The organism is Micromonospora sp. RB23, from assembly GCF_053585025.1.
In genome coordinates this window covers 3,838,669-3,854,981 of sequence record NZ_CM132111.1, presented here as the reverse complement: position 1 = coordinate 3,854,981, position 16,313 = coordinate 3,838,669, and the positions used below count along the sequence as shown (strand labels likewise).

General features: G+C 72.3%; 18 protein-coding genes. 10 read left to right on the top strand and 8 right to left on the bottom strand.

The features are described from left to right. The first annotated feature begins 286 nt into the window (after window positions 1-286). Window positions 287-634 carry a hypothetical protein gene (locus tag ACTFTM_RS17840; protein ID WP_449561600.1) on the top strand — a complete coding sequence of 116 codons (348 nt, stop codon included), beginning with the start codon at window positions 287-289 and terminating at the stop codon, window positions 632-634. 32 nt (window positions 635-666) lie between these two features. Beyond that, on the top strand, window positions 667-1,107 hold the full coding sequence (locus ACTFTM_RS17835) for a DUF5980 family protein (protein ID WP_449561599.1): 441 nt from the start codon (window positions 667-669) through the stop codon (window positions 1,105-1,107). Here ACTFTM_RS17835 and ACTFTM_RS17830 read toward each other — a convergent pair. Next, the gene (locus tag ACTFTM_RS17830; RefSeq protein WP_449561598.1) at window positions 1,104-2,033 is read right to left on the bottom strand and encodes a LysR family transcriptional regulator; all 930 of its coding nucleotides are present in this window, start codon (window positions 2,031-2,033) and stop codon (window positions 1,104-1,106) included. The two genes, ACTFTM_RS17835 and ACTFTM_RS17830, sit on opposite strands and share 4 nt — an antisense overlap. 122 nt (window positions 2,034-2,155) lie before the next feature. Here ACTFTM_RS17830 and ACTFTM_RS17825 point away from each other — a divergent pair, with 122 nt between their 5' ends. The 4 genes from ACTFTM_RS17825 to ACTFTM_RS17810 all read left to right on the top strand — a co-directional run bounded on the left by ACTFTM_RS17825 (window position 2,156) and on the right by ACTFTM_RS17810 (window position 7,261). After that, window positions 2,156-3,376 carry an MFS transporter gene (locus tag ACTFTM_RS17825; RefSeq protein WP_449561597.1) on the top strand — a complete coding sequence of 407 codons (1,221 nt, stop codon included), beginning with the start codon at window positions 2,156-2,158 and terminating at the stop codon, window positions 3,374-3,376. 106 nt (window positions 3,377-3,482) lie between these two features. Beyond that, on the top strand, window positions 3,483-4,505 hold the full coding sequence (locus tag ACTFTM_RS17820) for a pectinesterase family protein (protein WP_449561596.1): 1,023 nt from the start codon (window positions 3,483-3,485) through the stop codon (window positions 4,503-4,505). After that, window positions 4,502-5,968 (top strand): cellulose binding domain-containing protein, encoded by a 1,467-nt coding sequence (locus ACTFTM_RS17815; protein ID WP_449561595.1) that lies wholly within the window; start codon window positions 4,502-4,504, stop codon window positions 5,966-5,968. Before ACTFTM_RS17820 ends, ACTFTM_RS17815 begins: the two co-directional genes overlap by 4 nt. Before the next feature lie 36 nt (window positions 5,969-6,004). After that, complete coding sequence (locus ACTFTM_RS17810; RefSeq protein WP_449561594.1) at window positions 6,005-7,261, top strand: cellulose binding domain-containing protein; 1,257 nt, start codon at window positions 6,005-6,007, stop codon at window positions 7,259-7,261. 24 nt (window positions 7,262-7,285) lie between these two features. Here the strand turns inward: ACTFTM_RS17810 and ACTFTM_RS17805 are convergent, their stop codons facing one another. The 3 genes from ACTFTM_RS17805 to ACTFTM_RS17795 all read right to left on the bottom strand — a co-directional run bounded on the left by ACTFTM_RS17805 (window position 7,286) and on the right by ACTFTM_RS17795 (window position 10,079). After that, window positions 7,286-7,624, bottom strand: coding sequence for an effector-associated constant component EACC1 (locus tag ACTFTM_RS17805; RefSeq protein WP_449561593.1), 339 nt, complete (start codon window positions 7,622-7,624; stop codon window positions 7,286-7,288). Then, window positions 7,561-8,202, bottom strand: a complete 642-nt coding sequence (locus ACTFTM_RS17800; RefSeq protein ID WP_449561592.1) for a hypothetical protein — start codon at window positions 8,200-8,202, stop codon at window positions 7,561-7,563. The genes ACTFTM_RS17805 and ACTFTM_RS17800 overlap by 64 nt, the downstream gene beginning before the upstream one ends. A 317-nt stretch (window positions 8,203-8,519) precedes the next feature. Continuing rightward, window positions 8,520-10,079 carry an NAD(P)/FAD-dependent oxidoreductase gene (locus ACTFTM_RS17795; RefSeq protein WP_449561591.1) on the bottom strand — a complete coding sequence of 520 codons (1,560 nt, stop codon included), beginning with the start codon at window positions 10,077-10,079 and terminating at the stop codon, window positions 8,520-8,522. A gap of 158 nt (window positions 10,080-10,237) precedes the next feature. Between ACTFTM_RS17795 and ACTFTM_RS17790 the strand changes: the two genes are divergently transcribed. The 4 genes from ACTFTM_RS17790 to ACTFTM_RS17775 all read left to right on the top strand — a co-directional run bounded on the left by ACTFTM_RS17790 (window position 10,238) and on the right by ACTFTM_RS17775 (window position 13,001). After that, a complete protein-coding gene (locus ACTFTM_RS17790; RefSeq protein WP_449561590.1) occupies window positions 10,238-11,455 on the top strand; it encodes a hypothetical protein in 1,218 nt (405 codons plus the stop codon). A gap of 146 nt (window positions 11,456-11,601) precedes the next feature. Then, entirely contained in the window at window positions 11,602-11,925 is a 324-nt protein-coding gene (locus tag ACTFTM_RS17785; RefSeq protein ID WP_449561589.1) for a hypothetical protein, read from the top strand. Between the two features lie 47 nt (window positions 11,926-11,972). Next, window positions 11,973-12,545: a GNAT family N-acetyltransferase gene (locus ACTFTM_RS17780; protein ID WP_449561588.1), complete on the top strand. Its 573-nt coding sequence runs from the start codon at window positions 11,973-11,975 to the stop codon at window positions 12,543-12,545. 42 nt (window positions 12,546-12,587) lie between these two features. Continuing rightward, the gene (locus ACTFTM_RS17775; protein WP_449561587.1) at window positions 12,588-13,001 is read left to right on the top strand and encodes a type II toxin-antitoxin system prevent-host-death family antitoxin; all 414 of its coding nucleotides are present in this window, start codon (window positions 12,588-12,590) and stop codon (window positions 12,999-13,001) included. A gap of 143 nt (window positions 13,002-13,144) precedes the next feature. Here the strand turns inward: ACTFTM_RS17775 and ACTFTM_RS17770 are convergent, their stop codons facing one another. The 4 genes from ACTFTM_RS17770 to ACTFTM_RS17755 form a co-directional block, all read right to left on the bottom strand. Continuing rightward, window positions 13,145-14,200, bottom strand: coding sequence for an ABC transporter ATP-binding protein (locus tag ACTFTM_RS17770; protein WP_449566664.1), 1,056 nt, complete (start codon window positions 14,198-14,200; stop codon window positions 13,145-13,147). Between the two features lie 68 nt (window positions 14,201-14,268). Further along, window positions 14,269-15,084 (bottom strand): molybdate ABC transporter permease subunit, encoded by an 816-nt coding sequence (gene modB, locus ACTFTM_RS17765; RefSeq protein ID WP_449561586.1) that lies wholly within the window; start codon window positions 15,082-15,084, stop codon window positions 14,269-14,271. Beyond that, window positions 15,081-15,875, bottom strand: coding sequence for a molybdate ABC transporter substrate-binding protein (gene modA, locus ACTFTM_RS17760; RefSeq protein WP_449561585.1), 795 nt, complete (start codon window positions 15,873-15,875; stop codon window positions 15,081-15,083). Before modA ends, modB begins: the two co-directional genes overlap by 4 nt. After that, entirely contained in the window at window positions 15,872-16,297 is a 426-nt protein-coding gene (locus tag ACTFTM_RS17755; protein ID WP_449561584.1) for a TOBE domain-containing protein, read from the bottom strand. The genes modA and ACTFTM_RS17755 overlap by 4 nt, the downstream gene beginning before the upstream one ends. Between the last annotated feature and the right edge of the window lie 16 nt (window positions 16,298-16,313).

Sequence of the window (16,313 nt, the reverse complement as noted above, 5' to 3'; positions counted from 1 at the left end):
TTCTTCTCCTCCTTCGGCGGGGTCGCCGCTCGCCCTCGCGCCTCTTCGTCGAACGAGCGGACCGCGCATCGACACCGTCGCAGAGAATTCTCCGGCGGTGCGATGCTCACGACGCACCGGCTCGCGGCGGCGTCACCAGCGAGCCGCTGGACCGTGGTCTGTACCGCCCGATCGCGCCGGGCGTGGTTGACAGACCTGCCGCACGGGCGGATCGTTGAATCGACAACCATCGCTACGTCAACGATGCTGGTCCGTGGCCCCCGGACGCCGTCGCGAAAGGACAGCCATGCGCACATCCGTTCACCGCGTCGCCGGGATTCTCGCCGCCGTCGCGATCATCCCCCTCACCCTGACCGTACCGGCGTCGCCCGCGTCCGCCGGTGAGCCGTTCCAGAGCCCGGACAGCGGCCTGGTCTTCTACTCGGCGTACCCCACCGAGGTGGTCGGCCGGCAGGCCGCCCCCGACGGCGTCTGCCGCCGCGTTCCGGCCGACGCGCGGTGGCTGCTCACCTGGAGTGGCGGCTTCGGCAGCGTCCCCGGGTACCGGACCGCCGACTGCACCGGCCCGGCGGCCGAATTGAACAACTTCCACAGTTGGTCGAGCGGCTTCTACCTCTCCTACCGAGCGAGCTGACCGTGTCGACACGTCGCGAAGAACAGGGGCCGATGATGAGGTTCCCCCGCGTAGCCCGACGGATCGCCGCGACCGTGCTGGCGGTGACCCTGCTCGCCCTCGTCGGCGGCGTCCCGGCCGCCGCGGCGCCCGCCGGGCCGGCCAGCGCACCGTCGAGCTGGACGCTGGTCGACCTGCCGCAGCGCATCTGCGCCGCGCCCGACGACCCGCGCACCCTGTACTACTTCGTCGTCCTCGACGGGACCTGGTCGACGTCGATCGCCGTCGACTACACCGGCATGCCGGCCGGCGTCGAGGTGTACAGCCCGCTGGCCGCCCTACCCGGCTCCGGGGACGGCCACGTCGTCCAGGTCCTGGCCGCGTTCCGCCTCGGCGGTGTCGCGCCCGGTCGGTACGTCCCGCAGCTTCGGGCCACCGACGGTAGCGTCACGCAGAGCGTCCCGGTCGTCCTCGACATCCGGACTTCCTGCTAGCGCCCTGCCCAGCTCGGACGCCAGGTCGTCGCGGGTGACGACGTCAGGCCCGCGCAGTGGTCGAGCACCGCCCGTAGCCCCGGGTGCGGATTCGTGCGGCGCAGGAGAAGCGCGAGCGGGTACGCGAGCGTCGGGCGCGCGATCGGGATGCGGCGCAGGTCGTGGCCCGTCGGCCAGAGGTACCGGTCGCGCGCGCCGACGAGGGTGGCCACGTCGGCGGACTCCGCGAGGATGTCGAGCAGCACCTCGTCGCCGAAGTGCGGGCCGGCGGCGTCGATCCGCAGGTCGAAGGCAGTGGTGAGCTGGTCGTAGAAGTCCGCCCACTCGCTGCGCGGCGCGATGCCGGGCACCCAGATCCGGTGCCCCCGGAGCTGGGCCGGCGTCAGCGTGCGCGCGGAGGCGAGCGGGTGCCGTGGGCCGACGAGCAGCTCCAGCGCCGAGTCGAAGGCGTGCACCATCCGCACCTCGCGCGGCAGCGTCGCCGGGTCGGTGACCGACCGGAACGAGGCGTCGACGTCACCCGCCCGGACGGCGGCGACCGCCTCGCGCGGGTCGTTGACCCGCAGCGTCACGACGTCGAGGTCGAGCTCCGGATGTGCGCGCCAGTAGTCGTGCAGGACCACGGCCTGCGCGGAGCGCAGGCCGAGAACGTCGATCCGCAGGGCCCGCGAGCCCGGCCTGATCGCGGCGACCGCGCGGTCCACCCCGGTCACGATGCCCCGGGCGTGCGGGAGGAACGCCTGGCCGTCGAGCGTCAGCTCGACCCCTCGGGGGGTACGCGTGAACAACCGGACGTCGAGCGCGCGTTCGAGGGCGGCGATCCGTTTCGACACGGCCTGCTGCGTTACCCCCAGCTCGTCGGCGGCGTGCTGCAACTGCCCGACCTCGGCTGCCCGCACGAACGATCGCACCGCCTCGGTATCCACCGCCTGATTATGCACCCTCACAACCGATGGTTGTGACGAGACCTTGGTCGGTTGTTTGCTTCCAGGCCGGCGGCCACGATCTCCTTCCCCGGACCCGCACATCGGTTGTCACGGGGAGTCGTATGCGCGATCGGTTGGGACCTGACTTCGGATGGCTGTGGTCGGCCTACGCCGTGAGCACGTACGGCACGTGGATCGCCTTCGGCGCATTCGGGCTGATCGCGGTCCGCGTACTGCACTCGTCGGCGTTCGCGGTGTCGCTGCTGGAGGCGGCCGGGCCCGCGGTCGCGGCGGTCGTGGCGTTCGCCCTCGGGCCCTGGGTCGAACACCGGGCGAAACGGCCGGTGCTGGTCGCCATGGACCTGATCCGGTTCGCGGCGATGGCGAGCGTCCCGGTCACGTACGCCCTCGGTCTGCTGTCGTACGGCCAGTTGCTGGTCGTCTCGGTCGTCTGTGGCGCCGCGGGCATCGCGTTCGCCGCGGCGTCCGGCGCGTACCTCAAGCATCTCCTTCGTGGCGATCACCTGCTGGTCGCCAACGGCCGGTTCGAGGGCACGGCCTGGGCGGCGACGGCGGCCGGGCCGCCGCTCGGCGGCGCCCTGGTCGGACTGCTCGGCCCGGTCGTCACCGTCGGGGTCGACGCCGTCAGTTACCTGCTGTCGGCGCTCGCGGTCCTGCGCGTGCGCGGCGGCGACGTCGCGTCACCGCGCGACCGCGCGAGCGGGCTGCGGCCCGCGGACCTCCGGTACGGGTGGCGGATCATCCTCGGTGACGGGGTGCTGCGGAGGTTGTTCCTCAACTCGGTCCTGGTCGGCGGTCTCATCATGGCCACCGCCCCGCTGCTGGCCGTGCTCCTGCTGGGTCGGTACCACCTTCCGGCGTGGCAGTACGGTCTCGCCTTCGGCGTTCCGGCGCTCGGCGGCCTGGTGGGCGCCCGCCTGTCCCCGCGCCTCGTGGCCCGCCACGGCCGGCACCAGGTCATGATCGTGTCCGGGTGGTTGCGCTCGGTCTTTCCCCTCGGTCTCGCGTTCGTGCAGCCGGGCGTTCCCGGGCTCCTCACCGTGATCGTCGTCGAGGGCCTGCTGATCACCTGCATGGGCGTCTTCAACCCGATCTACGCGACCGAGCGGCTCTCCCGCATACCGCTCAGCCACACCGCCCGCGTCCTCACCACGTGGAGTGCGGTCAGCAGAATCGTCCAGGCGGCCCTGGTCGTGATCTGGGGCGGCCTCGCGACCCTCACCGGTCCGCTCGCGGCGATCACGGTCTCCGGCGTTCTCCTGCTCGCCACCCCGCTCCTACTGCCCGGTCGTCGGCTTCATATTCCCAATCGTCGATGTTAACGTTCACGTAACAGCGTCGTCTGCCGGTCGACATCACCGTCGGCAGTGGCCCGGGGATCGGAGAACGCTTATGACCACATCCGGCAGGGCTCGTCCCGTGCGCGCGGTGGCGGTGCTGACGGTGTGCGCTCTCGCCGCCGCAGTCTCGACGGCCTCGGCCGCGTCGGCGTCCGCAACCATCACCGTGGCCGCCGACGGCAGCGGCACCTACACGACCGTGCAGGCGGCGATCGACAGTGTCGCGGCGAACAACGGCGTCCCGGTCACCATCACCATCAAACCCGGCACCTACCGGGGCGTGGTCACCATTCCGGCCAACAAGCCCTACCTCACCCTGGTCGGCGCCGGCAGCTCCGCCGCCCAGGTGGTGATCGTCGAAGGCCATGCCTCCGGCCAGACCAAGCCCGGTGGCGGTACGTACGGCACGTCCGGCAGCGCCTCCGTCTTCGTCAACGCCAACGACACCACGATCAGGAACCTGACCATGTCGAACGACTTCGACGAGGCCGCCAACACCCTCGACGCCGAGCAGGCCGTCGCCGTCAACACCTCCGGCGACCGGGTGCAGTTCGACAACGTCCGCATCCTCGGCAACCAGGACACCCTGCTGGTCAACGCGCCAAGTGTCAGCGCGGTCCGGCGTCTCTACGTCCGGAACTCCTACGTGGAGGGTGACGTCGACTTCATCTTCGGCCGGGGCACCATGGTCTTCCAGAACGGCACCGTGCACTCGCTCACCAGGGGCTCCTCGTCGAACAACGGCTACATCACCGCCGCGGCCACCGACATCAACAACAGGTTCGGCTACCTGTTCTGGGGAACCACCCTGACCAGCAACGCTCCCGCGAGGACCGTCTACCTGGGCCGGCCGTGGCACCCCAGCGGCGACGTCAACGCCCGCGGTCAGGTCCTCTACCGGGGCGTCGCGATGGGCGCACACATCCGCACCGACCCCTGGACCGACATGTCCGGCTTCTCGTGGCGGAACGCCCGGTTCGCCGAGTACGGCAGCACCGGGCCGGGCGCCGCCGTCAACGCCAACCGGCCCCAGATGAGCGCCTCCACCGCCACCCAGTACACGCCCACCGCCTACCTGGCGGGCACCGACGGCTGGAACCCCATCCGATGACGACGATTCGTTCCCTGCGTACCGCGGCCGTCATCGCGGTCGCCGCCGGGGTGCTCGCCGCCGGTCTGCCGATGCTCAGCGCCGAGGCCGCCGCCGGCGACGGCACGCCGGCCGACACGAACATCAGCTTCGTCGGCCGGTGGAACAGGACGAACCCCTCGGCCTACGTGCCCTACTGGGCCGGCGCGTACCTGCGGGTCGGGTTCACCGGCAGAACGGTGAAGCTCCGGCAGCGCAACACCATCCAGTTGTGGGCCAGCATCGACGGAGGGCCGTTCACGTCCTTCACCGGGTCCGGCACGATCAACCTGACGCCGGGCGCGCTCGCCGCCGGCAACCACACGCTGCTCGTCACCTACCGGCAGGTGGCCGGCTCCTACACGGGGGACGCGGTCTTCCAGGGGCTGGTCCTCGACTCGGGCGCGGGCACCTTCAGGCCACCGGCCCGCCCCAAACTGGTCGAGTTCGTCGGTGACTCCATCACCGCGGGTGCCACGAGCAGCCAGCTCGCCGTGACGGACTACGCCTTCAAGGTCGGTGAGAGGCTCGGTTACGACCACACCCAGATCGCGATCGGTGGCATGTGTCTGGCCGAGACGACCGATGGATGCTGGGCGCAGTCCACGCGCTACTGGATGTCCTCCGGTGGCCAGGCCGGCACCGACCCGTGGGACTTCTCCCGCTACACCGCCGACGGCGTGGTGATCAACCTGGGGACCAACGACAAGAGCCACGGCGTGAGCGCCGCGTCCTTCCAGGCGACGTACACCAGCTTCCTGGCGAAGGTCCGGGCCAAATTCCCGAACGCCGCGCTGTTCGCTATGCGGACGTTCATCGGTCGGTACGCGGCGGAGACGGAGGCGGCGGTGCGGGCGCGCAACGCCGCGGGTGACGCCAACGTGTTCTACGTGGACACCACCGGCTGGCTGCCGTCGGGAGGGCTGAGCGACTCGGTGCACCCGAACGACGCGGGCCACCAGGCCATCACCGACCGGCTGGCCCCGGTCCTCAGCGCGCGCCTGACCACGACCCCGCCGCCGACGACCCCCGCGCCGACGACCCCGCCTCCGACGACCCCGGCCCCGACGACCCCGGCCCCGACGACCCCGGCCCCGACGACCCCCGCGCCGACCACTCCCGGGACCGGGGCCTGCACGGTCGCCTACCGCAAGACCGGTGACTGGGGTACGGGCGCCCAGTTCGACGTCACGCTCAGCAACACCTCCACCGTCGCAGTCAACGGTTGGACACTGACCTGGTCCCTGCCGGGCGGTCAGCGGATCACGCAGTCCTGGAATGCCACCGTCACCCAGGCCGGCGCCGCGGCCACAGCGGTGAACGTCGCCTGGAACGCGGTGATCCCGGTCGCCGGTTCGACCAGCTTCGGAATCATCACCGACAGCCCGCTCGGCGGAGCGGCAGGCTTCGCCCTCAACGGCTCCCCGTGCGCCGCCGTCACGTGATGGCCAGCGTCTTTCGATCGAGGCAGGAGTAACCCGATGACGGTTCGCCGATCGCGTCTCGTGGTTCTGGCGGCAACGGTCCTGACCGTCGTGGCCGGCGGGCTCGGCATCGCCACCGCCCAGGCGGCCACCCCGGCGTGCGCTGTCGACTACCGGGTCACCAGCCAGTGGACCGGCGGGTTCGGCGCCGATGTCGTCGTCACCAACCTCGGTGACGCGGTGAGCAGCTGGCGCGTGGCGTGGAGTCTCGCCCCCGGGCAGGGCGTGACGCAGGCATGGAACGCCACCGTCACGGTCACCGGCTCGACGGTGACCGCCACCAACGTGAGCTACAACGGTGCCGTCGGCGCCGGCGCATCCGTCAACTTCGGTTTCACCGGCTCGTGGAGCGGCAGCAACCCGGTGCCGTCGTCGTTCTCGTTCAACGGCGTCACCTGCGCCGGCCCGCCGGCAGCGACCCCCACCGCGCCGACGCCGTCGCCCACCGCACCGACGCCGACATCGACGCCATCGCCGGCGCCGACACCCTGCACCGGCCCGAGCACACCGCCGGCCAGCCCTTCCACGTCACCGACACCCGCGCCGGTCAAGGTGTGGATGGCCGGCGATTCCACGATGATGAACGCCAGTTCCTGTCCGATCGGCTGGGGCAGCCAGTTCGCGTCCTACCTCACGTCGAACGTCACCGTGCAGAACAGTGCCGTCGGTGGTCGCAGCATCCAGACGTGGCTGTACGAGGGCAACGTGACCTCCACCAAGAACTCGGCAGGCGAGTGCACGCTCAGCTCGACCGCCTACAGCGCGCGGTGGTCGGCGATGCTCGACAGCGGCAGTGGCTTCAAGGCCGGCGACTATCTGATCATCCAGTTCGGCATCAACGACGGTGACTCGGCCTGCCCGCGACACGTCGGCACCAATCGCTTCAAGGAACTGCTCGGTGTCATGGCGACGGCTGCCAAGGCCAGAGGTGTGAAGCCGATCTTCGTCACCCCGGTCGCGGCGATCACGTGCAGCGGCAACACCGCCGTCGGCAATCGCGGTTTCGTCACCGAGACGACGGCTGCGGCCGCCGCCAACGGCGTACCGGTCATCGACCTGCACGCCAAGAGCGTGGCGCTCTACAACTCGCTCAGACTGTGCCCGAACAACGGTGACTACTCGACGGGCGCGGTCGGTGCGTTCTTCTGCAACGACCACACCCACTTCGAGACCGCCGGCGCCCGACAGATCGCCGGCCTGATCGCCACCGCCCTCCGGGCGCAGAACATCCCGCTCGCCGCCTACCTCAGGTGACAGCCGCCCCTCGGCGCTGCCGCATCACTCCTTGTCGCGCTCGCCCGCCTCGCGATCGCCGGCGCCACGGTCGTCCGCCTCGCGGCGCTCCTCCTGGAGCTTCACGAGGGCCTTGACGATCTCGGCGATGTCAGCCTCGTCGGCGCCCTCGACCCGCAGCGTCCTGCCGTCCATCGTCACCTCGACGGTGTTCCTGGCCGGCTGGTCACGGCGAGCCCGCAGCACGGCCGAGAGGGTGTTGGCGACCGCGCCGGCAGCGGTCAACCCGCCGATCGCGATCAGCAGCGCCTCGAACACGGTCACCACCTCTCCGAGAGCACGACGTTGGCCACGCTGGTCACGATCGCGAAGATCAGCACCCACACGGAGACCTGGGTGATGCGGTTGCGGCGGTCCTCGGCCGTCTCGGCGGCGGCCGTCAGTTGCGCCTGCGGCGATTCCGGTGGCGTCCCGAACTCCTCCGGCGCGCTGCCAATGGTCGCCGGAGCGCCGCCGATCACGTCGGGTACCTCGGCCGGCTGAGTGCCGACGGACTTCGGCAGGGGCGTGGCGCTCGGTGACGCGGCGACGGCGACGGCTGGACCGGACATCTCGTCCACGGTCTTGGCCGCCCCGTAACCGACCGCCGCCAGCGTGATGATGATGAGCGCCGAGGCGATGGCGAGGCCGTGGGCGATGTCCGCGTGCCCGTGGATCCTGCGGTCGAACACGAGATCGCCCACGGCTGCCGTGGACAGGCCCACGGCCAGGAAGAACAACTCGCCGTCACCGAAGACGTCGATCGCCTCGGACGTGTTCCCCTGTAGCCACAGGACGCCGGTCTGGCACACGATGGGCAGGACGCCGAGGAGCAGACCGAAGAACAGCCACTTGCAGAGCTTGCGGACCATCCGCTGACTCGTGGTCAGTCCTGTGTGGATGGAGACCTGCGTGGACGTCATGAACCCTCCCGGCCGCCGGGTTGTCCCGACACCCTACTGGGTGGCCTGGACGAGTAAGTCCCAACCCAAGACGGGGCTGGGCCCGCGGCGAAGGGCGCTGATCATCCGCTGCGGCTGCCCGCCGTGTCGATGTGCTGGCGATCGCTTCCGCCCCCACGAAGACGACCGAGGATCACCCCTGGCCGCGTCCGTTCAGCACTCGGACCGGTCGTGCCGGTAGAGCTGCCACAGCCGATACAGCAGGAGAAGGTCATCGGGCAGGATCGACCGCACGGTGACGTTCAGCATGCCCTCATTCTTACGGATCGGCGGGTTCGTCAGACCAACGGCGCCTGCGCGGATCGACCGCCCTCACCCGCCGTGCGGGCACTCTCGGGAACGGTGATCGGCGCGCTGATGATCCGGCTCGGCAGGACCGGCGCGTCCCGGCCCGTGCCCCGCCGCGCGCCGCCGTCGGTCGACTGTTCGTGGTAGTCCTGCTCCACATTGACCGACCAGACGTCGTGCGTGCTGCCGGTGACGATGTTCTCCACGGTCAGCATCGCGGTGAGCATCGAGTGGTCCTGGTTGTTGTAGCGGTGCATGCCGTTGCGTCCCACCGGGTGCACGTTCGGGACGGCCTCGGCCAGCCACGCCCGGATCACGTCCACGTTGTGCTGGTAGCGCTCGTCGTACACCGGATAGGCCTTCGGCATGCGCACGACGTAGCCGGCCCCGACCACCCCCGGCCGGACCAGGCCCAACCGCTCCAGCTCCGCGGTGGCCAGGGCCACCAGGTCCTCATCCGGGGTACGCCACATCTCGTCGTCCTCGAAGACGAAGTACTCCAGGCCCAGGCAGGTGCGACCGTCCTTGACGAGGTACGGCGACCAGGAGCCGAAGTTCTGGATCCGGCCCACCCGCACCGCCGGATCGTGCACGTAGATCCAGTTGTCCGGGAACGAGAACTCGGCCGGCACCACCAGGGCGACGGTCAGGAAGTCGCGGTAGCGCAGGTCGGCGGCGCACGCCAGCACCTCCGGGGGCGCGGGCGGGCGAAGCGCGGCGACCAACTCCGAGATCGGCATCGACGAGATCACGTCGTCGGCGGGCTCGGTACGCTGCCCGCCCGCGCCGCTGAGGGTCACGCTGATCGCCCGACGTCGTTTCGGGTCGCGGTGCACGGCGGTCACCCACGTGCCGGTCGACACCTCCCCGCCGCCCCGGCGTACCTGGTCGGCGCAGCGCTCCCACATCATCCCCGGCCCGTACTTGGGGTACTGGAACTCCTCGATCAGGCTGGTCACGTCGGTGCGGCGGCGTCCGGGCAGCACCGCGTTGCGGATCGCCGTGGCCAGCGACAGGTTCTTGATCCGCTGTGCGGCCCAGTCGGCCCGCAGTCGGTCCGCCGGCATACCCCAGACCTTCTCGGTGTACGTCTTGAAGAAGATCGAGTACAGCCGCCATCCGAACCGGGCCGACACCCAGCCCTCGAAGTGCGACTGGTCGCGCGGTGGGCGCAGCCGGGCCCGGGCGTACGAGGCGAGGCAGCGCACCGCCTCCGGCAGGCCCAGGTTGCGCAGCGCGTTCGTGGCGCTCAGCGGATAGTTGAACAGGGCGCCCCGGTAGAAGATCCGGCTCATCCGGGGTCGGGTCAGGAAGTCCTCGTCGGGCAGGATCTCGTGCCAGAACGCCTCCACCCTTGGGACCTTGGTGAAGAACCGGTGCCCGCCGATGTCGAAGCGCCACCCGTCGCGTTCCACGGTCCGGCTGATTCCACCGACCACCTCGTCGGCCTCGAAGACCCGGACCGGCCGCCCGTGGCGGAGCAACTCGTACGCCGCCGTGAGCCCCGCCGGCCCCGCGCCGATGACCACCGTCCCGTGCTGCTCGCTCATGCCGCCGTACTCCCTGTTGCTGGTTGAGACGGTGCGCGTACCCGTTATGCCCGGGATGTCACCTTCGGGTCCTGGCGGGTTTCTCCTCCGGCGGGGCCGGTCGGGGCGTACAACGGGGAGGGCGGCGGGCGGTTCGGCGGACCGGGGGAGCGGGGCGGATGCACCGGTGGCGAGGCGGCCGGCGGCGCGCGGCGGCGCTGGCCGCGGCGGGCGCGCGACTGGTCCACCGGGTGCCGCCGCCCTGGCCGTACCTGATCGGGCTCTTCCTCGGCGCGAAGCTGCTGCTCACGCTGCTCGGCCTGGTGGTCCTGCACGCCTGGGACGGCATCCCCGGCGCGCCGCCGCCGGACGAGACGCTGATGTGGGCGCAGCAGCGCGAGATCTCCGGGCACCGGTGGATCTCCTTCTGGTTCGCCTGGGACGCGCTGCTCTACCTGCGGCTGAGCGAGCTGCCGCTGACCGGGCGACCGTGGGGGGACTTCGGCTTTCCGCTGCTCTACCCCTTCCTCGCCCGGCCGGTCGGCGCACTGCTGGGCGGCGACAACGCGCTGGCCCTGCTGGTGATCAGCAACGTCGCGTTCCTGGGCGCCCTCGTGTACGGCTACCGGCTGGCCGAGCTGCTGCTCGGTGGCGCCGACGCGGCCCGTCGCTTCACCCGTTACCTGGTGCTCCTGCCGACGGCCTTCCTGTTCCAGGCCGCGCTGACCGAGTCGCTGTTCATCTGCCTCGCGCTGGCCGCCTTCTCCTACGCCGAGCGCCGCCGGTGGCTGCTGGTCGGCGTGCTCGGCTACTTCCTGGCGATGAGCCGGTCTCTCGGACTGCTCGTCGCCCTGCCGTTGGCGCTGGTGCTGCTGCGCCAGCACGACTGGCGGCTCGGTCCGCGTGCCCTGCTCGGATACCTGCGCACCGGCTGGCCGTTGCTGCTGCTGCCCGCCGGATGGTTCACCTTCATGGTGTTCTGCCGGTGGCGGGGCGGGGACTGGTTCGCCTACCAGCACGCCCAGAAGGCCGGCTGGGGGATCGAGGCGCAGAACCCGGTTCCGGTGGTGCTGGGCGGGCTCACCAGCGAGCCGCGCGACGCCGTCCGGGTCCTGTTCGCCCTGGTGGTGCTGGCCGTCCTGGCCGCCGGGTTCCGCCGACGGGAGCTGCCCTACCTGGTGTACGGCGTCCTCATGGTGCTGGTGCCCCTGTCGCTGGGCCCCGCCGTCTACAAGAGCCTGCTGCGCTACCTGCTGGCCGCGTTCCCGGTGGCCCTGGTGCTGGCCCGCTGGGCGCGGCGGGCGAGCGTCGACGTGTGGCTGACGGCGGCGCTCGCCCTCGTGCAGGGCGCGCTGTTCGTGCTCTGGCTCACCTACTGGACCCACATGATCATCTGATTGGCCGGACGTCGGTCAGGGCAGGAAGAGGCGATGACCGAGCCACGGGTACGCCTCGACGACCTGGGCGCCTGGCTGATCAAGGGCAACGCGGACACCGTCGACCTCGCCGCCCGCTTCGCCCACGAACCGCTGGTGACGAGCTGGTGCGTACGCCCCGGCTACCGGACCCGCCTGATGCGGGCCGGCCGGTCGTCTTCTGGGCCAGCGGCAGCCGCGCCCGCCTGCCCTACGGCGTGTGGGGCGTCGGGCGGGTCACCGGGCCGGCCGAGCCGGGGCCACCGGGTGCGCCCTGGTCGGTGCCCGTGGACCTGCCCATCCTGCCCGAGCGGGACCGGGTGCCCCGAGGAGCGCTGCGCGCCGACGACCGCCTCGCCGCGTTGGAGGTGTTCCGTCAGCCGCAGGCGGCCAACCCCTCGTACCTGACGGTGGCCCAGTTCGCCGCCCTGCGGACGCATCTGCCAGCCTGAGACCCGGCGCGCCCGCCACCCGTCGTACCCCCCCGAATGGAGGCCCGGTGTTCGCCCTGCCGCTGAGCGAGGACGTTGAGCTGCGCGCGTTGAACCCCTGGCAGGCCGAGGAGTTCCTCGCCCACCTGGACCGGGCCCGCGAGCACATCCGCCCCTGGGTGTCGCCGACCTTCGTCGCCACCGACCTGCCGGCGGCCCGCGCCGTGTTGCAGCGCTACGCCGACCGCTGGGCGGCCGACGCCGGTGGCATCTGGGGCCTGTGGTGGCGCGGCACGCTGGTCGGCGGCGTGATGTTCGTGTCGTTCGACGTCACGCTGGGCCTGTGCGAGGTCGGCTGCTGGCTGGAGCCGTCCGCGCAGGGCCGGGGCGTCGTCGCCCCCGCGATCCGCCGGATCGTCGACTGGGCGGTGCGGGAGCGCGGCATCCAGCGCGTCGAGTGGCGGACGAACGCCGCCAACGTCCGCAGCATCGCCCTGGCCCGGCGACTCGGCCTGCGCCACGACGGCACCCTGCGCCAGGTCTACCCGGGCCCACACGGTCGCATCGACCTGGAGATCTGGTCGGTGCTGGCCGACGAGTGGCGGCCCGCGTCCGCGCCGCCGCCACCCACGGTCCACTGACGACGGCGGATTTCTGTCGTACCCCGGCGGCAGCATGCATCCATGGCCGTCCCCGCGCTCACCCCCCGCCCCGACCCGCCGCGTTCCGTGCCGCTGCGTGAGGCGCGCACCCGGTTCAGCCAGCTCGTCGCGTTGGCCGAGCTGACCGACGCGGTCACCGTCGTCACCCGCGACGGCGACCCCCGTCCGGTCGCCGCGATCGTCCCCGCCGCCGCGGCTCGCAGCGCCGCCCAGGCCCGCGCCGACGCCGACCGACTCGCCGCGGTCACCGCCGGGTGGGCCCGCCGCCTCGACGAGCAGCACCGCCGCAGCAGCCAGCGGCACGCCGCCGAGCTGGGCGCGGTCCGCGCCGCGCTGGCCGAGGTCTGGGCCGAGCTGGACCGCCGCGTCGTCCCGGGCAGCGCCCCGACCCTGGCCCGGCTGCGTGCCGCGCACGCCGACCTGCTCGCTGACTGACCACCGCACACCGGGCCGGCGGCTGCTCGCGCACGCCCCGGCCTACGCGCCGGGTAGCGGTGGCCGCACGCCGTCCGGCGTCGGCCTGGTGTACCGAGGCCGACAGCGACGGATGCGGCCCGCTCGTTCCGCGACGGCCCGCGTCAGGTCGTGGCCGGGTAGGCGTGGGTCTCGGTCGCCTTCACCGCCACCCAGATCCGTTGGCCCGGGATCAGCCGGAGCTGGGCCGCCGCGGCCGGCGTGACGTCGGCGGCCACGCCAATCGGCCCGTCCACCTGCACCCGCACGTTGTCGCCGTGGCGCTGGACGCCGGTCACCGTGCCCGCCCACGTGTTGCGGGGACTGCCGTCGGGCCGCGAGGGGTGCAGGGCCACCGCCGCCGGACGGAACGCCACGAACGCGTCGCCGTCGAGCCGGTCGGCCACGCTCAGGGTCAACTCCGGCGCGACGCGTACGCCCTGGCCCTCGGCCCGACCCCGGTAGAGGTTCAGCCCGACCAGACGCGCCACGTAGTCGGTGCGCGGGCGTGCCGTCACGCTCGGGCCGTCGCCCTCCTGGACGACGTGCCCGCCCTCGACGATGACCAGGCGGTCGGCCAGCGCCAACGCGTCCAGCGGATCGTGGGTGACCAGCACCGTGGCGCCCGGATGCGCGGCCAGGTGGCGGTGCAGCTGCGCGCGGGTCTCCAGGCGGGTACGGGCGTCCAGGGCGGCCAGCGGCTCGTCGAGCAGCAGCAGCGACGGACCGACCGCCAGCGCGCGGGCCAGCGCCACGCGCTGCGCCTGCCCGCCGGAGAGTTGGCGGGGCTTGCGGTGCGCCTGGCCGGCGAGGCCCACCCGGTCGAGCCAGCTCCGCGCGGTGGCCCGTGCGGTCCGCCGGTCGGCGCCGTGCCGGCGCGGCCCGAACGCCACGTTGTCCAACGCGTCGAGGTGCGGGAACAGCAGATAGTCCTGGAAGACCACGCCGATCGACCGGCGCTCGGTGGGCACCCAGCCCCGGGTCGCCGGCCGATCCAGGTCGACACCGTCGAGGGTGACGTGCCCGGCGGTGAGCGGGTGCAGCCCGGCCAGGGCGCGCAGCGCGGTGGTCTTGCCGGCCCCGTTCGGCCCGAGCAGCGCGACGACCTCTCCCGCCGCGACCCGCAGCGGCACGTCCAACCGGAAGGCGCCCCGGTCGACGACCAGCCGGGCGTCCAACAGCGGCGCGCTCGCGGCCCTGTCGTCGGGCGGCGGCGCGCTCCCGGGCCGGTCGTCGGGCGGCGGCCCGGTCACGGGGTCGCCATCCAGCGGTCGCGCAGCGCGGCCAGGATGCCCACCGAGACGATCAGCAGCACCAGGCTGAGCACGATCGCGGATTCCAGATCCGTCTCCAACGCCAGGTAGACGGCCAGCGGCATCGTCTGCGTACGCCCGGGATAGTTGCCGGCGAAGGTGATGGTGGCACCGAACTCGCCGAGCGCTCGCGCCCAGCACAGCACCGCGCCGGCGGCGAGCCCGGGTGCCGCGAGCGGCAACGTGACATGGGTGAAGGTGGTCCACCGGCTGGCGCCCAGTGTCGCGGCGGCCTCCTCGAAGCGGTGGTCGGCGGCGCGGAGCGCACCCTCGACGGCGATGACGAGGAACGGCATGGCGACGAACGCTTCGGCCAGGACCACACCCCCGGTCGTGAACGGCAGGGTGACGCCGAACGTGGCGTCGAGCCAACCGCCGAGTAGCCCGCGTCGGCCGAAGACCAGCAGCAGCGCCACGCCGCCGACCACCGGCGGCAGCACCAGCGGCACGGTGACCAGGGCGCGGACCAGTCGGCGACCGGGGAACTCGACCCGGGCCAGCACCCACGCCAGGGGTACCCCGAGCAGCAGGCAGAGCAGCGTGGCCAGGGTCGCGGTCTGTACCGACAGGCGCAGCGCCGTCAGCGCGCCCGGCGCGGTGAGCCGCTGCGGCAGCGTCGTCCAGGGTGCCCGGACCACCAGCCCGGCCAGCGGCAGGACCAGGAACAGCAGGCCCAGCCCGGCGGGGATCAGCAGTGCCGCCGGCACCCGTGGACGACGTCGGGAAGTGGCGTGCTCGCGGACCAGGTTCACGGAGCCGCCTGGAACCCCGCCTCGGCGAGGACGGCCTGTGCCGGCGTCGAGCGGACGTACGCGACGAAGGCCCGCGCACCGGACGGGTTCGGCGCGTCCCGCAACGCGACGATCGGATAGTCGTTGATCGCCCGCGCCGACTCGGGGAACTCGACACCTGACACGTCGGCGCTCGCGGCGCGGGCGTCGGTGCGGTAGACCAGGGCCGCGTCGACCTCGCCGAGCTTCACCTTGGCCAGCGCGCCCTTGACGTCCTGTTCGAGGGTGACGGGCGTCAGCGTGACGCCGGCCGCGGCCACAGTGGTACGCGCCGCCGCGCCGCAGGGCACCTGGTCGGCGCAGAGCGCCACCTTCACCCCCGGACGGGCCAGGTCGGCCAGACCGGACACGCCCTTCGGGTTGCCGCTGGGCACCGCGATCACCAGCTGGTTGCGGGCGAAGATGAACGGGGTGCCGTCGGCGTCGCCGGCCTCCGTCACGGTCGCCATGTTCCTCGGCGCGGCCGAGGCGAAGACGTCCGCCGGAGCGCCCTGGGTGATCTGGTTGGCCAGGGCCGAACTGCCGGCCAGGTTGAGGGTGACGGTGACGCCCGGGTTGGCGGCCTCGAAGTCCCTGGCGATGCGGGTGAACGACTCGGTCAGCGAGGCGGCGGCGAACACGGTCACCGTGCCGCTGACCCGACCGTCCCGGGTGCCACCCCCCGCCGTCGGGTCGCCGGTGCGGTCGCAGCCGGCCGTCGCCAGCACGGCAACCGCCAGTGCCACCGCGACGGATCGGCCCGGACGCCTCATCCGGTCCCCCTCGCTCCGGCCGGGGCGCTGGGCGCGGCCCGTTCCACCACCACCGTGGTCGACTTGATCACGGCCACGGCGACCGAGCCGACGCGCAGGTCGAGGTCGTCGACCGCCTCCCGGCTCATCAGCGACACCACCCGGAACGGGCCGGCCTGGATGTCGACCTGAGCCATCACCGTGTCCTTGCGGACGTCGACGACGATGCCGCGCAGCCGGTTGCGCGCCGAGGAGAACTCGGCGCCCGCGTCGGGGTCGGCGGCCTGCGCCCGGGCGAACGCCGCGAGGTCGACGCCCTCGATGATCCGGTGGCCGTGCTCGTCGCGCCCGGCGGCCAGCCGCCCGGCGTCCACCCAGCGGCGGATCGTGTCGGCGCTGACGCCGAGCAGGTCGGCCGCCGCGCCGATCCGGAAGGTCGTCACCGCATCAGACTAACCT

Coding starts and splice junctions, on each gene's coding strand:
- ACTFTM_RS17835 (WP_449561599.1), top strand. CDS start 667: ATGATGAGGTTCCCCCGCGTAGCCCGACGGATCGCCGCGACCGTGCTG.
- ACTFTM_RS17810 (WP_449561594.1), top strand. CDS start 6,005: ATGACGGTTCGCCGATCGCGTCTCGTGGTTCTGGCGGCAACGGTCCTG.
- ACTFTM_RS17790 (WP_449561590.1), top strand. CDS start 10,238: ATGCACCGGTGGCGAGGCGGCCGGCGGCGCGCGGCGGCGCTGGCCGCG.
- ACTFTM_RS17815 (WP_449561595.1), top strand. CDS start 4,502: ATGACGACGATTCGTTCCCTGCGTACCGCGGCCGTCATCGCGGTCGCC.
- ACTFTM_RS17825 (WP_449561597.1), top strand. CDS start 2,156: ATGCGCGATCGGTTGGGACCTGACTTCGGATGGCTGTGGTCGGCCTAC.
- ACTFTM_RS17800 (WP_449561592.1), bottom strand. CDS start 8,202: ATGACGTCCACGCAGGTCTCCATCCACACAGGACTGACCACGAGTCAG.
- modA (WP_449561585.1), bottom strand. CDS start 15,875: ATGAGGCGTCCGGGCCGATCCGTCGCGGTGGCACTGGCGGTTGCCGTG.
- ACTFTM_RS17775 (WP_449561587.1), top strand. CDS start 12,588: ATGGCCGTCCCCGCGCTCACCCCCCGCCCCGACCCGCCGCGTTCCGTG.
- ACTFTM_RS17840 (WP_449561600.1), top strand. CDS start 287: ATGCGCACATCCGTTCACCGCGTCGCCGGGATTCTCGCCGCCGTCGCG.
- ACTFTM_RS17795 (WP_449561591.1), bottom strand. CDS start 10,079: ATGAGCGAGCAGCACGGGACGGTGGTCATCGGCGCGGGGCCGGCGGGG.